The organism is Rhizobium sp. RU35A (assembly GCF_900156005.1).
GTDB classification, from domain to species: Bacteria; Pseudomonadota; Alphaproteobacteria; order Rhizobiales; family Rhizobiaceae; genus Neorhizobium; species Neorhizobium straminoryzae.
The window spans coordinates 47,577-62,935 of record NZ_FTMR01000017.1 but is presented as its reverse complement, the minus strand read 5'-3'; the positions used below and the strand labels follow the sequence as shown (position 1 = coordinate 62,935).

The following is a 15,359-nucleotide window of genomic DNA, read 5'->3' as shown; positions in this document are numbered from 1 at the left end:
GATGCGCGGAAAAACCAGTCTGAGGCCCGGTTTCCTCATCGTCTTCGTGCGGGAACTTGGGCAGTTCCGCAAGCATCCCCCGCTGCTCGCCCTGACGGTGGCGCTGCCGCTCTTCCTGATGGCTATCCTGTCTGCCGTGTTCAGCCAGGGACTGGCGACACGGCTTCCGATTGCGGTTCTCAATCTGGATGGCGGCGATCTTTCCCGCACGATCATCCGCACCGTCGATGCGACGCCGGATACGGCAGTCACGATCACGGTGAGCGATCTTGCCGAGGGGCGCCGGCTCATCCTGTCCGGCCGGGTGCATGGCCTGCTGATGATCCCTGACAATCTCGAGCGCGACGTGTTTGCCGGTCGGCGTCCCGAAGTGGTGTTCTTCTACAATACCCAGACCATGACGCCAGGCCTGCTTACCCTGCGCGGCGTCAATGCCGCCCTTGCCGGCGTGGAAGGCGGCATCCGGCTCTCTCTGCGCACGGAACGCGGCCAGTCTGTCGATATTGCACAGGCCTCGCTGTCTCCCATCCCCGTCCAGATCAACCCGCTGTTCAATCCGACGCTCAACTACAGCCATTTCCTGCTGGCGGCGCTGATGCCGGCGGTGCTGCAGATCATTATTGCGACATCGACGGCCTATGCCGTGGGGCGCGACGTGGAAACCCGCCATCGGCTGCGCGTGCTGCGCCGGCTGGGCGGCGGGCTGTGGCCGGCGATGTTCGGCAAGCTGTTGCCCTATACGCTGGTGTTTCTGTTCGTCCTCGGGATTGCGGATCTCGTTCTTTTCCTGTGGTTCAGGATGCCGCTGAGAGGCGACCGGTTGCTGCTGCTGTCCGCAGGCACGCTGTTTATTCTGGCAAACCAGCTGTTCGGCGCGCTTCTGGCCGTCGTGCTGCGTTCCACAGCCACGGCGATCAGCATGGCCTCGCTGGTCACGGCGCCGGCCTTCGGCTTCATGGGCATCGGCTTTCCCCGGTTCGGCATGACGCCCTTTGCCTTCTACTGGGGTGAGGTGCTGCCGGGCACCTGGTATCTGACGGCCCGCATCGATCAGACGCTGCGCGGCGCGCCGGCGGATCTTTCGCTGCAACCGCTGGCGGTGCTCTTGTTCATGGTCATCCTTCTTGCCACCGTAACGGCTGTCTGCCTGGAGAACCAGGGTGCCCGGCGTCAAAGGGCGGGCCGTGCGCTGGAGGCTGCATCGTGAGCCCCGTGCTGTTCATCTGCCGGATGGAATTGCGGCGGATCCTGACGCTGCGACCGGTCTTTTCGGTGATGATCCTCGCCGTCGTGGTCTACGCCGCCTTCTATCCGCAGCCCTATCGCAGCGAATCCCTTCGCAACGTGCCGATCGCGCTTGTCGATCTGGATGGCAGCGATATGAGCCGCACCTTCGCCCGCAGGCTTGATGCATCCGCCGATGTGGCGATCGTGGCGGCATTGCCCGATGTCGCGTCCGCGCAGCGTGAGGTCTTTGCGCGCCATCTCCATGGCATCCTCGTCATTCCGAAATTCTTCGAGCGCGATCTTCTGCATGGTCGCCCCGCACCGCTGGCGCTTTATGCCGATGCCAGCTACTTCCTGCTCTACAGCCGGATTTCAGGAGCGGTGACGGCGCTTGCCAAGACGATGGGCGCGGAGATCGAGGCGAAGCGTCTCGTCGCCGCCCATGTCGATCCGGATCTGGCGGTCGCGGCAACGGACCCGATGCCGCTGACGGCGATCCCGCTCTTCAATCCGCAGAGCGGCTATGCGACCTATATTCTGCCGGCCGCCTTCCTGCTGGTGCTGCAGCAGACCCTTCTGATCGGCGTCGGCCTGCTCGGAACCCATCCGAACGCATGGGAACAGGCGGCACGGGACCGCAAGATCGGCCCGCTTGACCGCGTCATCGGTTGCCTGCTCGCCTATCTGGTGATCGAGGCGTTCGCCTTCGCCTTCTACCTGATTGTGTTGCCTTATCTCTATGGCATTCCGCGGCTTGGTTCCATCGGGCCGATGGCGGCCGTGGCCGTCCCCTTCATTCTGGCCGTCTGTGGTCTTGGCATGCTGATCGCCCGGCTGCTGCGCAATCCGGTGCTCGTGCAGCTGGTGACTGCGGCCCTCGGCCTGCCCTTCATCTTCATGGCGGGCTTTACCTGGCCCGCCGAGGCCATGCCGGAGATACTGAAGAAGGCGGCCTTGGCCATCCCCAGCACGAGCGCCATCAACGCGCTGGTCAATCTCGGGCAATTGGGAGCAAGCCTTCAGGATGTCGGGGCGCATGTGCTGATGCTGGCAAGCCTCGCCGTTTTCTATTGCGGGCTGGCGGTTCTTCTCGAAGCCAGGGGCTGCGGTCGGCAATATGGGCGTTGACGTGCGCCGGCTTCATTGATGAAGGAAAGGCTGAGCGTGTCCGCAATCATTCTTGCACAGGACGTCATGGTCCCACTCTTGGGGATTGGCTTGCTGTTCATCGTCATGACCTGGTTCCTGTTTGAACACAGCAAGGTGCTGCGCCTGCTCAGCCAGGTCCTCCTGTTCATTCTTCTGAGTGTTTTCCTCTACATTCATGACAGCACTCCGTTTGCACGCGCGATACCCGAAACGATGAACGTCATGGGTATCGCGCTATTGACCGCGAAGGCGGCGTGGTGGTTCGCGGGTTCCGCCTGCCTTGTCGGTCTGGTTCGGATTTTCCTGATTTTCGAGCGCAAGCCGCGCGAAGCAAGACTCCTGCAGGATCTGGTCGTTGCCGTCATCTATGTCGGCGCGATTCTGGCTGCGATGACCTATGTTCTCAACGTGCCCGTCGGCACGCTTGTTGCCACGTCCGGGGTGTTCGCCATTATCCTCGGCCTTGCTCTTCAGAGCACCTTGAGTGACGTCTTTTCCGGAATAGCACTCAACCTTGGACGTCCCTACACGGTCGGCGACTCGATCCTCGTCGATGATGGTGCCGAAGGACGTGTCGTGGAAACGAACTGGCGCGCCACACACCTGATCAACGGGGCGAATGATCTGGTCATCATTCCCAACAGCAGCCTTGCGAAGGCCAGGCTGATCAATCGCAGCAGTCCCGATGTCAGTCACGGTGTCTCGCTCAGGCTGAGGTTCGCGATCCTGACAACACCGGCGGCGGTTGTCGAAGTCATGGAAACCGCTTTGAAAGGCGCCAACTCCATTCTCGAGGTGCCGTCTCCATCGGTGAAAATTTGCGGCGTGGACGCACAGGGGATCGAACTCGAATTGAGTTTTCGGATTGCAAGTCTGGCCGACAGCGTGAGGGCCAATAACGAGGTCTTCGATCTCGCCTTTCGCCACGCAAAAGCCCAGGGCCTCCCCTTGGCGGATGCAACAACGGCTTCGGCTTCTGCCCTTGTCGGGTCAAGCGGCATGCCTGCTGCACGCGACCCCCGGACCGCCTGGCGCTTGTTAAACGCCATCCCTTTTCTTGCCTCCCTGACGGAGGATGAGAAAGAAACCTTGAGTGTCGCGATGACACGCCGCACGTTTCGTAAGGGTGATGTCATCGCGCGTCAGGGCGAGGTGATGAAAAGCATTCTGATCCTGCGCTCCGGGATCGCCTCAATCGACTGCAACGGCATCGAACTGATGCGGCTTTCCCCGGGCGACTGGCTCGGCGAAGGTGGCTTGCTGACCGGAACCGAAGAAGCGGGAAACATCACCGCCCTAACCACCTTGGTCGCCTATGAAATTGATCACGATACGATTGGCGCCCTGCTCCAGGATCGGCCGTCGATTGCAGACGAGGTGAGCGCGATCCTTTCCCGCAGACTTCTCGATGAGAAAAGACGGCTTGCGCCGACGGATACAATAAAGCCGACCATGTCGCTGGCGGCCAGGATACGGCAAATTTTTGAGATTGGCGATCTGTGATGCGAGCAGCACGATGCTGTTTTAACGGCCCGGGCTTTGCCGGAGACCTGAACTCGTGAGACGTTGGGTCGGAAGCGTTGGCAATCCCTTTGACAACGCTCTCGCCGACGATACATGCCGTGGTGCAACGTCGAAGCCGTGGAATTCGCCAGGCTCGAACGGGCGGCGGGTTCAACAACCGCGGCCTTATGGAGCGTATCGGAAACACTCCGCCAGCCGAGGCTGAAGACCGATGCCATGCCGGACGAACCAGCCATGGCCGCATGCCTCAGACCAAGCGGCCTGAGGCAGATCCCGCGGTTCATCGGCCACGTTTGCCGGCAGCCTGCTTCAGATCGTCAGAGGTAGGCCCGCCGCGTTTGCCAAGGCATTTCACCGCAGCTTGTTGAGCGGTGGCTGCTTCAATTGCATCCCGACGACGCCCGCGATGCCTTGGATGATTGACTGAACAAATGATACCGATGCACTTTGTTGGAGAGATGAATCTGCTCCCGGCCGTTGCTGGATTGGTTGGCTCCTGCCTTGCTGACTCTCTGCCAAAGCCTGGGCGCGCATCTGTGCTGCCACCTGAAGCATGACCTCTCCCAAAACGTCGTCCGGCGTTTTGGTGCCGCTCTGCTGGCTGGAAGAGGCTGCCTGGCTCTGCTGGTTATTGGCCATCTGCTGGATGAAGTCGGTGACGATCTGGTCTGCTGACGGTTGCCCCAAGCCTGTCGACTGCGCTGATAACTCCTGTTCCAGCGTGCTGGTCGAGGGCGTGTTCACCCGTGGCGGTGGTGCCGGTGGCCCGCTGGGCGGCGTTGTCGGGGGCAGTGTCACTGTTCTGACCGTCAGAGTGCCGCCGATGAATTGCAGGCTGTAATTGGCCGACGCGGTCAGAGAGCCGCGCGTGATGGCATATGTTCCGGCACCCGAGCCGGTCGATGCCGAGGTCGCAAGGGCGCCGCTGAGGCTGTCGCCGTTGACCAGCCCCATGCCGCCGACGGAATAGCTCAGTGGCGGATTTGTCGCGCCGACATCGCGGGTCTGGTTGTTGGCCGCAATGACGAGAGTGCGAGGCGTCACGGTGGCGCCGAGTGAAACGAAACGGGTTGAACCGCCGCCCCGGAACTGACCCTGCATGCCGGTGAGGTCGATATCGTAGCTGCCGACGCCGGTGGTCCTGCCGACACCCTGATACGTGCCGGAAAGGGTGTTCCAGACGCCGCTGCCATAGAGGCTGGCGGTGGGGGTGTCGCCGTAGACGGCCGTCTCGCGGACGCCAACCACACCCGAGACACCGAACAGTTCCGGCGCATAACCGGCCGATGCCGGCGCCCAGACGGTGCCGTCGAAGCCAGTAAAACTGTTGTTGTCCTGCATCGCCTGGCGGCTGAGGCCGAAGCCGCCGGCACTTGTGGAGAGACTCGAGCCGAGGATATCCCAGTAGGACGAGGTCACGCGCCCGCCATTGCTGGCGCCGACCAGGCCGCCTTGCTCGGAATTCCCCTGAACTTCACCCGCCGAGTAGGTCTCGGCAAGGCTGCCGGAATGGAGGCCGACGAGGCCGCCCACCTGTTGGCTGCCTGTCGCGCTGCCCGTCGCATAGGACTGGGTGACGGTTGCCACATTCCAGCCGACAAGTCCGCCAACCTTCGTGCCACCGGCGACCGACCCGCGAGCGTAGGACTGGCTGATGTTTCCTCCATAGATCACGCCGTCCCGCTCGCCATCGTAATTCTTGCCCACCAGGCCGCCGACAGCATCGACGGTGCCTCTGACGTCGCCGGTCGCGAAGGACTGCGTAATCTGTCCTCCCACGTTGATGCCTGCCAGCCCGCCGACCAGAAAATCGCCGCGTACCGTGCCTGTCGCCCACGAGGTGCTGACGGTGCCGAGGGAATTGCCGCCGACCAGTCCGCCGACAACCTCCTGACCGGAGACCGGACCGGTCGCATAGGAACGGCTGATCGTGCCGCCTGCATTGTAGCCGACGAGGCCACCCACATATGTTCCGCTGCGCACCGAAGCTGTGGAATAGGAATTGTCGATGGTGCCACCGAGATAGCCGACCAGCCCGCCCGTATTGAAGGCGCGAAGGATGTCGATGCCATCGGATGTGACACTGCCCGTGGAGTAGGCGTTCTCGATCCGGCCGTAATGCGCGCCGACCAGTGCGCCAATGTCGTTGCTGGAATTGCCTTCCACCTCCACATCGACCAGGCCGATATTGCGGATCAGTGCAGAATTCGCCGTCAGGCCGAACAGACCCGTCGAGCCATAACCCATCAGTGGCTGGCGACCGATATAGAGGTCTGTGATCACATGGCCAAGACCGTCGAAGGTGCCGGAAAAGCCCATCGTGCGGTTGCCGCCGATCGAGAGAAACCCGCTGCTCCAGTCATGTGTCACGCCGGCATCGATATCCCGGCCGAGGGCGTAATTCGCGGTCTTGTTGTTTCGGACGTTCTGCAGGTCGTAGATGGTGTTGACCAGCGCGTAGGCGGTCACCGCGGTGCGGGTTCCCCCGATCCCGGAAAAGTCCGGGAGGTTGAGGTAGCTGTCGGTATTGACGCTGCCGGCATCCTTGCCCGCAGGATTGTAATAGATCGAGACGCCGCCATCTGCGGTGATCCGACGATCGCCGGCGACCGTGACTGTGCCTGTTCCCGTGCCGGCATTGTCCGCCCGCAGCACGACGGAGGCACCGCCGCTGCCACTCAGGTTGGCGTTCAGCGCAATGTTGCGATAGGCCGACAGTGTCAGTCTGGTGCCCTGGTTCCACATGAGGTCGGAAGCGACCAGAATATCGCCGGCCTGGTTGCCGGCAGATCCTTCGCTGCCTGTCGATATCGTCACATTGGCATTGGCAAGGGCGTTCTGCAGCGTTGCAACGTTGATGATGCTGTCGTTGCCGGTCGGTGTCACGCCGGAGGCATTGGTCGATGCTGCGCTGGAGATCGTCACATTGTACGGATCAAGCAGCAGATTGCCGAAAACGCCGCTTTCGGCGGAGAGATCGACGGCTCCGATGAAGTCGAGCCCGGCCTTGCCCGACACTTCCGCCTCGCCGCCCGCGCCTGAGCCTTTGCCGCGCGCACTGAGGGTGCCGGCATAGTTCGTGGCGAGGTCGGACCAGATGACGATCTGGCCGCCGGTGCCGGATCCGGTTGCGTCCGCGCGGATGACACTTGCGGCATCGACGGATGTCGTCGCTGCCGTTTGCAACCCCGCCGCGCCCTTGCGATTGCCGCCGACGCGGACAGCGCCGCCACCTTCTCTGCCGGACGCGTCGAGTGTCGCCCCGCTCAGCGCGACATCGCGGCCGGAGACGGTGATGCTGCCACCCTTGCCTGTACCCGAGGAGACATCGACCTTGCCGCGGATCGAAACCTTGCCACCTTCGCCGCCGCCGATGCTGATGGCACCATTGCGCCCGCCGATCGATTTCGCTTCCGTCACGCCTGCAATGTTGACCGCTTGTCTTGCCGCCTCGCGGGCCGTTGCCGCAGAGATGACGATGCGTCCGCCATCGGCGGATAGCCGGCCGTTATGCACGATCAGCGGGTCCTCGCCGGCTGTCGGGTCGGGCACGGCAACCTGCAGGAAGCCGTCGCCCGATACATCGAGTGTCGCCTGCTGGCCCGCACCGAGGCCGACCCGGCCGAGAGGGACCGAAACCAGACCGTCATTGCGGACCCTCCGACCGAGAAGCGCGGCATACCCGCCGGATCCGACGGCTATTTCGCCTTCATTCACCACCGAACCGGCTCTATCCGTGCCGGAAAAGATGCGCCGGCCCGCCATGAAGTCGTCGTCACCGATGTCGAGCGACGAGGCAACGAAACCGCCACCCGCCTTGATCTTTCCGCTCGGCGTGATGGCAATGCCGTTTGGATTGACGAGATAGATCTGGCCGTTGCCGGAAAGACGTCCGGCGATGGTCGAGGCGGTGCTGCCGTTGACGCGATTGAGGATGGCAGAGGATGTATCGGGCTGCACGAAGGTCACTCCGTGGCCGGCACCGATGGAAAAGCTGTTCCAGTTGACGATCGCGTTATGCGACGACTGGTTCACTGTCATCTCGTTACCACCGGTTCTGATGGTAGCGCTGCCGGCTACGACGGTCGGCGCCACCGGCAGCGAATCAGCTCTGGCGGCCGCACCGGGCATGAACAGGCCGCCCGAGAGACCAACTGCGCCGGCAAGGGCCGTCTGGCACAGCATCTGCCGGCGCAGAGTGCGGCGTTGTGCTAAAGGCGGGGTGGACATCGTCAGTCGCGTGACCGGTTTCATGATCTTCCTCCTGTGGGGCGAGCCGTTTGAGGGCCCCGTAATGGTTTCGGGAAGTCCGTGTCCCGGCTAGAACCTGAACACCGTATTGAGAAGCAGCCGGTTGCTTTGATCTTCGCCGTCCGCCCAGCCGTGCGCATATTCCAGGGTCAGCAGGCTGTTGCCCGCGAGCGGCGTCTCGGCAAGATTGAGCTTTATGCCAAGGCCGAGCGAGGCGCCGCGGGTGACCTTGCGCTCCAGTGCCGTCGGCGCGGCCAGTTCCACGATCCCGGCCGCGGCAAAGACATAGGGTGCCCAGACACCATCCATCAGCCGATCCGGCGATCGTGAGACCAGCGGCATCGGAAGGGCGAGGTCGAGGCGCGCCATCACACCGCTATCGCCCTGCAGGCTGCTTGAGTCGAACGAGGACAGGGCACCGCTTCCACCAAGACCGATCTGTTCCGACGACGGAAGCGCCTGGCCGAACGAGGCCTGACCGCGCACCACCGCGGTAAAGTCCAGCCGCTTCAGAAGGGCCTGCCGGTAACGCAGGCTGGCGTCCAGCTTCTGAAAATCGGGCTCCGCGCCGGCACGCGTCAGAGGCAGGTCCGTGGTGGCGCTGCGGGCCCCGAGCGCATCCAGGCCAAAGGAAGCCGTGACGCGCCCATCGATGCTGGCGCTCGCGGCGGTCAGCGAATCGAAGCTTTGGCCCAGGCGCACAACCCGGAGCGAATCCCTGGTGAACGGACTCCCGGTGCCGCCAAAGTCGATCGTCTGTCTTTCGTCGATGACGTCGAGACTGAGTTCTGTGGCGGTATTGAACGCGCGGGAGCGGATCCACTGGTAGGACAGACGCGTCGACAGACGCCGATAGTGGTCGTCGATCTCCAGAAGATCGTCATTGTCCGGCCTGTTGCGCGAGTCGGTCGCCTCGACATTCAGCGCCATGCCATCGAAGCCGAGCGGCAGGAGAATGCCGGCAACCATCTGTCTGTTGCGCGGATGCTCTGCAAAAAGATGGCCGTCGGTCAGGCCGGGATAGCCGCTGAACCGAAAGTAGCTGATCTCGCCGAGGCCGGCGAGATTGTTCAGATCCGCACCGATGCCGACCGTATAGTCGCCGAGTGCATCGGATTGTCCGTTACCGGCCGACAGGGTCACCGCCACAGGATCATAGCGGCCCTCCAGCACCAGAATGGCAGCCCCGGTCTTGTCCCCGGCCTTGATGGTCGAGCGTAGCGCGAGCCCCGGCGTATCGCCGGCGAGAAGCAACTGCCGTTCGATCTGTGCGCGCGTGATGCCCGTTCGTCCGACGAGCGGCGCGGCATAGGCATCGACACGCGGCCGGACGCCGGCCGGCACCCCTGTCGTGTCGACCCTCTGGATGAAACCGTCGGTGACCAGCAGCCGCAGCGGGGCATGATCAACGATGGTCTGGGGCGGCAGGGAGACGCGCACCAGAACATAGCCGGCCTCCGCATAGGCCCGTTCCAGATCGCGCGCCGCGGCAAACAGATCGGCCCCCGAAACCCGGTGTCCCCTGAGGCGGGCCTCGATCTCGCGCGTGGCGGCCGCCATGGCCGGCAATCCACCCTCGACCTCAAGGCCGGCAGGCGTGACGAAAAGCCGTTCGGCGCCCGGCGGCGTTTCCAGCCCGTTGCTTGCCAGCAGTTCGAGCCCACCTCCCGGGCGCTGCAGGTTCGGCGCATAGGTCGGCGCGACGAGTTGACCGGCCGTCTGGCCAAGCGCTGCCAGCGGGGCAACGGCGATGGCGAACGAGGTGGCAAGCAGCAGGCGCAGATGCGGACGTGAAATTGCGGTCATCAGGCTCTCGACGATGATGGCGGACGGAACCGGCTCCGAACGACGGCAGCCATCCGCCGGAAGGGTCGGCGCGGATGGATCCGCAGTGATGAGCCGTCCCCCTGTGGACCTCTGGCATGCCTGCAACTTCTAGAAGGGGGCACAGGGCATGGAAAAGTCTAAACTCTGCCGCTATTCAGTCTGGCTATGAATAGAGAGGCGAGGGCGGTTGCCTTGCCTGCCCAGTCTGTCTTTTGTGACGAATGCTTTGCCAAGATATATCGTTCGCCGAATAATGTCGGTTGTGCGGTGCAGCAGCGCGGTTATCGCCATCGGCGAAGGCATTGGGGAGGGTGACATTCATGCAGTCGAGGCGAGACAGCATTCCGGGTGATGCGGTGCTGTACCACACCGTTTCTGCCTATCGAGACCGGGATGTGTGGCTTCGGGCCGCCGCGTTTCTGGCGCAGCCGGACTTTCCGGAGGCTCTGCTCGATTATTGCCGGCTTATGTGCGCGCCGCCGGACCTGCACTGGCCGGCAACCAAGATTTTCGGCCAGAAGATCCGGTACATCACCTGCTATTGTCTGATCGGGAACTATGCCCGGTCACTCGACGATCCGGCCTTCGTGCCAAGCCTTAGCGCACTGCAGGCGGTCGTTCCCGCAAGCCCTCGCCAGGTGGCCGACCAGATCCGGGGCCTCAGGGCCGGCGGTTATGTACAGACCCGGCGTGACGGGCAGGACGCCCGTGCCCTGCATCTGGTCCCAAGCCCGTCGCTCGTACGGGAGATTGCTCGTTCGCCGCTATCGGCCCTCCAGGTCGCAGAGGCGATCACGCCTGGAGCCGACAGGCTGCATTTGCGCCTCCTCGAGGATCCCGACGTGCTATGCCGCCTGCTTGGCCTGTCGACCCGGCAGTTTCATGCGCAGGACATCCTGTTTCGTCCGTTTCCGACCATCGTCAGCTTCAGCGGTCGCGATGCCGGCTACCTGATCCTGACAGCCGTGGTGGGTGCTGCCCTGGCCCGCGGCCGTGGCGATGAACGCTGGGACGTGTCGCTCAGCTATCACGCCATGGCGCGTCGCTTTCAGGTCTCCCGCCAGCATATAGGCAACCTCTATGCCGAAGGAGAGGCCGCCGGCCTGTTCCGGGTCGTCAATGGCAGGCTCGAAGATATGTCCCCGGAGCTGCTTCTGGAGTTTCGCACATTCGTGGCGGGACAGATGGCCCATTATCGCGCGATGGCGGAGCTTCTGCCTGTGCCTGGCGGGGCGGCTTCGTCGCCGAGCAGCCCATAGAACGAGGCTGGCTTCGGGCCATGAGCGGCGGGTCAAAGCCCGCCAACCCGATCGCCTTTCCGGGTGTCCAATGCCCTATGCGTAGCGGGACAGCATTTCGACAACCGGTAACCGAACGCGCAATTTCAGGGCGAGAAGCGCCATGCCGGTTATCTTTCGCTGCAAAAACATCTTGTCCGGAGACGGCAACGTCCAGAGAGACCGGTCCGCGAAGAGCGATTGCGACCTCTCACGCACGGCAACGAGCGGTCCGCGGTCGCTGAAATCGACCAGGCCTTCCGGCGCCTGAAGCACGTATTCCAGCACTGTCGACATCATTTCGTCGAGCATGCGGCCATGGCGTGCGACTTGCGCCGACGAGAGATAGCCCATGTCGAGGAAAGCTGCGCGGACCGTTTCGTTCCTGCCGCTCAGGATCGCCTGCAACAGCCTGCGATAGGATTCGGCACTATCGGGCATGACAGGCCGCACGGCGCCGAAATCAAGAAGCGCGATGCGCCCATCCTCGGGTCGCCAGAGGTAGTTCCCGAAGTTCGGGTCGGTCTGCATTACGCCCAACGTGAAGAGTTCGGAGAGGGCGAGATCGGCAAGCGCCCGCATGGCGGTCTCGCGCGTTGCCTCCGGCACCACCGCGAGCCGCTCGATTGGAACGCCTTCGACAAAGTCCATCGGAAGCACCGTGGGACGCAGGAGTTCTTCCACAGGCGCGGGAACCACGAAGCGGGCATCTCCGGCAAGCAGCGCGCGAAACCGGCGCATCTGTTCGGCCTCGCGCAGATAATCTGCCTCCTCGTGCAACTGGCGCCTGGCTTCGGCCAGATGCTGCGCGAGGTCGAGCCCGGCGGGAACGAGACCGGAGAGCCGCAGAAATGTCGCGACATTGTCGATATCGGAATCGATGCTGCGGGCGACGCCGGGATATTGAACCTTCACAGCCAAGGAACGACCTGAGATGAGCACGGCCCGATGAACCTGTCCGATCGATGCGGCAGCCATTGGCGTTACGTCAAAGCGGCTGAAATGGCGCCGCCAATCCGGACCCCAGGCGCTTGCGAGACTCGCGGAAAGCTGGCCGGGCGACATGAAATACGCCGATGACCGCAACTGGGAGAAGATCGCCTGCAGTTCCGGTGGCAAAAACTCGCCTGGATCGAGCGACACCATCTGGCCGAGCTTCATCGCCGCGCCGCGCATGCGCGACAGCTGGTCCGCAGCCTTGCGTGCATTCGACGGCGTCAGAAGAAGATCGCGCAGATGCGGTCGCTCACCCTTCGCCAGACGGCTCAGCCCTTCCGACACCACGCCCGAGGCGACGCCGCCGGCGATCTGGCCGAGTGCCGCAAGCCGATTCAATCGACCCTGTGGCACGGGCCGGTAGCGATCCCTGTCGCTCATGAGACCGACCTCTGCAGACGGGGACGCAGGCGCAGAAAGCCGAGATAGGCCGCCTCGAACACGGGCCTCGCCCACGGCAGATCCGCGAGGATGCCTAGTGGCCGCAGCATCGGGATCGCCCGCCACATGGCGGCGAAGGCGCGCGCGCCTGAGAAGAGGCGTCCATTTTCGGACGCATGGAAGCGGGCGAGAAGCGCTGCTCTATCGATGGGACAGGCCGTCGTCGCGTCGGACACATCGATGAAACAGATCGCGCCCCGACGGTCCAGCCTGCGCATCAGGATGATCTCGCGGCGGCAGAGCGGACAGGCTCCATCGAAAAACACGGTCACGGATGGCGTCAAGTCAGTCTCTCCCGCAACGAACCAGCGCCGGGATCTTCTCCCTGAGCGCGAAAAACCCTTTCCGGCAATGGGGCCATGTGCGCCGGTCCCAATCGTGCATGTATTCCGTAAAGAGCACACCGCGTGTGGGCCCCTCGACCTGTAACGGCATCAGGACATCCGCCACGGGTCCCACAGGAAGAAACGCGGTTGTGACCTGGCTACATCCCGCCGCATGGGCCTTGGCCAGCAGGTGGCCCGGCTCGACGATTCCAAGACAGTCTGCTTCCGGCCAGGCTTTGCAGGCGCGCTCCATGCCGTCGGCCATGGCCATTCGATCCCATGCGTTGCAGCCGTCGATGCAGGCGATGGCGCGGACCGGCAGTCCGCACATCTCCGGCGACGTCTCCGGTGAAAGATCTTCCGAGGTCAACAGCAGAAGCGTCGGCGCAGACGGGCTGGGGCGAGCAAAAGGACGGACGGCGGCAGGTTGGGGCGTCTGCAGGCAATCTGTGGGAATGATGGCCGTGTGCGCCAGTCCTGTCGGCGAAAAGCGGCCGTTTGTCATGGACCGGATACGGCCGGCATCAGCAAGATAGACCTTGCCGACCGTATGAAGACCCGCCACCCAGCGCCACGACAGCGTGTTGGATGCAGGATCTGCATCGATCAGCCTGTCGAACAGAAAGGCGGCGCCGAGTTCCCACGGGAGTCCAAGGGTAAAGATCCAGATCGAAGCGAACTGCATCCGCGCCCAGTTGTGAAGATAGCCTGTGACGTTCAGTTCCTCGACCCAGGCGTCGAAACAATCGATGCCCGTGCGCGCGTCAATCGCTGCCTCATGCCGCAGTCGGAGATCGGCAGACGCATCGAGGCGATCTTTCTCCCGCTCCAACGCCGCGCGATAGTCCGGCCACAGTGTCGGGCGCTGTTCTAGCCAACCCTTCCAGTAGCTGCGCCAGAACACCTCGCTGACAAACTTCTCGGCCGATGCGAGATCATGGTGCGCGAGGACAGTCTCGATGATCTCCGCTTCCGTGATGAGCCGTCGACGCACAGCCGGCGAAAGCCGGGATACGTGCACATGGCGACCCTTCCCTTGATCCATGTTGCGCAGGCGCGCATAAGCTCGCCCTGCCGCGGGGAGGAACGATTGCAGACGTTGAAAGGCATCGGTCCGGCTGAGAGGAAAACCGGTTTCTGTCATTCTCAGGCCCCTCCCTCATGAGGTTCGCTTCAAGTCACATATCGGGCTGCAGCCGATGACTTCATACCGTATCTTCTACGACAAACGCGATGAGATGGACCAAGCGCGTGTCCGCGATTTGAAAAGCGGACCGAATTCGATGAGTGGCTCATGGAGCGTCCAGCAGGAGTGCGTCAGCGATGTTGCGTCCGGACCGCGTGAAAACAAAGAGGTGGAACACGTCAGGTGATCCGGTTTTCCCCCGAAATGCTCCAGATTGCCGTCCGCAACACGGGGACCTCGGAATGGTGGCGAAGCGATATGAACGGAGCGATGGACATTGGGACAAGATCGCTTCCCTGGCTCCTCGAAAAGCTGGCGATCCTGACGTGCTCCCGGTTCACCCAGCCATGCGATGGCGCCCGGAGTGCAGTTTCTACTCCGTCCGAGTGGCGCCGTAGGCGGCCAGGAAGACACGAACGCCTCCCTCGATGAGGGCTTCGTAGCGGCCGGGTTCAGGTGGCTGCATGGAGAGAGCCCAGTTCAGCGGCAGATCGCCTTGAACGAGACTGAGAAACTGTTTCGCGGCGAGGTCGAGGTCGTCGATGCGCAGCCAGCCAGCGTCGATACCCCGTTCCAGAAACGTCCGCACCTCTTTGAGGTGCCGGCGAGGACCGCCGTTCATGAAGATCTCCGCGATTGCGGGGAAGTGGGAAGCGTTCGTCATGATGAGACGATGGAAGCCGAGCTTCTTGTCGGTGAGAAAGATTGCGGTGAAGCGATGAGCAATATCCGTCAAGGCAGCTGTTATATCGACGATCGGCCTGTTCGGATCCCAGAGCGGGGGCGGCCCGTCGATCTCGAACTCCTCTTCGATGAGGCCGTACAACAAGGCCTCCTTGCTCTCGAAGTGTGCATAGACCGTCGCCTTTGATACCCCTGCTTTTTTCGCGATCAGGTCCATGCTGGTCCGATCATAGCCCAGTTCCAGGAAGCAGGATCGGGCGGCCTGCAGGACGAGGCGCGATTTGGGCGTTGTCTTGCGCTCCATCTGGCCTGGCGAATGGGGCGGGTCTTTACGCTGTCCGGCATTGTTCATCGGGCAAAATCCCTTCATCGAACTAAACGGTTCGGTTCACTCTTGACTTTTGCAAGGCGCACTGCGATCTCAGTGAAATAAACTAAACGGTTCGGTTCAGTCGGTCGTACTTCATGGTC

10 protein-coding genes are annotated in these 15,359 nt (G+C 62.8%); 4 read left to right on the top strand and 6 right to left on the bottom strand.

Annotated elements, in window-relative coordinates:
• Position 1: 1 nt before the first annotated feature.
• Genes F3H95_RS24950 through F3H95_RS24940 form a run of 3 tightly spaced genes read left to right on the top strand, consistent with a single transcriptional unit; the run spans position 2 to position 3,879 of the window.
• Positions 2-1,207 (top strand): ABC transporter permease, encoded by a 1,206-nt coding sequence (locus F3H95_RS24950; protein WP_149747938.1) that lies wholly within the window; start codon positions 2-4, stop codon positions 1,205-1,207.
• Positions 1,204-2,355 (top strand): ABC transporter permease, encoded by a 1,152-nt coding sequence (locus F3H95_RS24945; protein ID WP_149747937.1) that lies wholly within the window; start codon positions 1,204-1,206, stop codon positions 2,353-2,355. Before F3H95_RS24950 ends, F3H95_RS24945 begins: the two co-directional genes overlap by 4 nt.
• Before the next feature lie 36 nt (positions 2,356-2,391).
• The gene (locus F3H95_RS24940; RefSeq protein WP_188134479.1) at positions 2,392-3,879 is read left to right on the top strand and encodes a mechanosensitive ion channel family protein; all 1,488 of its coding nucleotides are present in this window, start codon (positions 2,392-2,394) and stop codon (positions 3,877-3,879) included.
• A 372-nt stretch (positions 3,880-4,251) separates the two neighbouring features.
• Here F3H95_RS24940 and F3H95_RS24935 read toward each other — a convergent pair whose 3' ends face one another.
• Entirely contained in the window at positions 4,252-8,154 is a 3,903-nt protein-coding gene (locus tag F3H95_RS24935) for a GLUG motif-containing protein (RefSeq protein WP_149747935.1), read from the bottom strand.
• Positions 8,155-8,220: 66 nt separating this feature from the next.
• A complete protein-coding gene (locus tag F3H95_RS24930) occupies positions 8,221-9,957 on the bottom strand; it encodes a ShlB/FhaC/HecB family hemolysin secretion/activation protein (RefSeq protein ID WP_149747934.1) in 1,737 nt (578 codons plus the stop codon).
• A gap of 341 nt (positions 9,958-10,298) precedes the next feature.
• Here F3H95_RS24930 and F3H95_RS24925 point away from each other — a divergent pair, with 341 nt between their 5' ends.
• A complete protein-coding gene (locus tag F3H95_RS24925) occupies positions 10,299-11,237 on the top strand; it encodes a MarR family transcriptional regulator (protein ID WP_149747933.1) in 939 nt (312 codons plus the stop codon).
• Between the two features lie 75 nt (positions 11,238-11,312).
• Here F3H95_RS24925 and F3H95_RS24920 read toward each other — a convergent pair whose 3' ends face one another.
• From F3H95_RS24920 to F3H95_RS24905, 4 genes are all read right to left on the bottom strand, one after another.
• Positions 11,313-12,632 carry an AarF/ABC1/UbiB kinase family protein gene (locus F3H95_RS24920; RefSeq protein WP_149747932.1) on the bottom strand — a complete coding sequence of 440 codons (1,320 nt, stop codon included), beginning with the start codon at positions 12,630-12,632 and terminating at the stop codon, positions 11,313-11,315.
• A complete protein-coding gene (locus F3H95_RS24915; RefSeq protein ID WP_149747931.1) occupies positions 12,629-12,976 on the bottom strand; it encodes a DUF393 domain-containing protein in 348 nt (115 codons plus the stop codon). The genes F3H95_RS24920 and F3H95_RS24915 overlap by 4 nt, the downstream gene beginning before the upstream one ends.
• A gap of 1 nt (position 12,977) precedes the next feature.
• Positions 12,978-14,162, bottom strand: a complete 1,185-nt coding sequence (locus tag F3H95_RS24910; protein WP_149747930.1) for an FAD-binding domain-containing protein — start codon at positions 14,160-14,162, stop codon at positions 12,978-12,980.
• A gap of 415 nt (positions 14,163-14,577) precedes the next feature.
• Complete coding sequence (locus F3H95_RS24905; RefSeq protein ID WP_244618134.1) at positions 14,578-15,240, bottom strand: TetR/AcrR family transcriptional regulator; 663 nt, start codon at positions 15,238-15,240, stop codon at positions 14,578-14,580.
• Between the last annotated feature and the right edge of the window lie 119 nt (positions 15,241-15,359).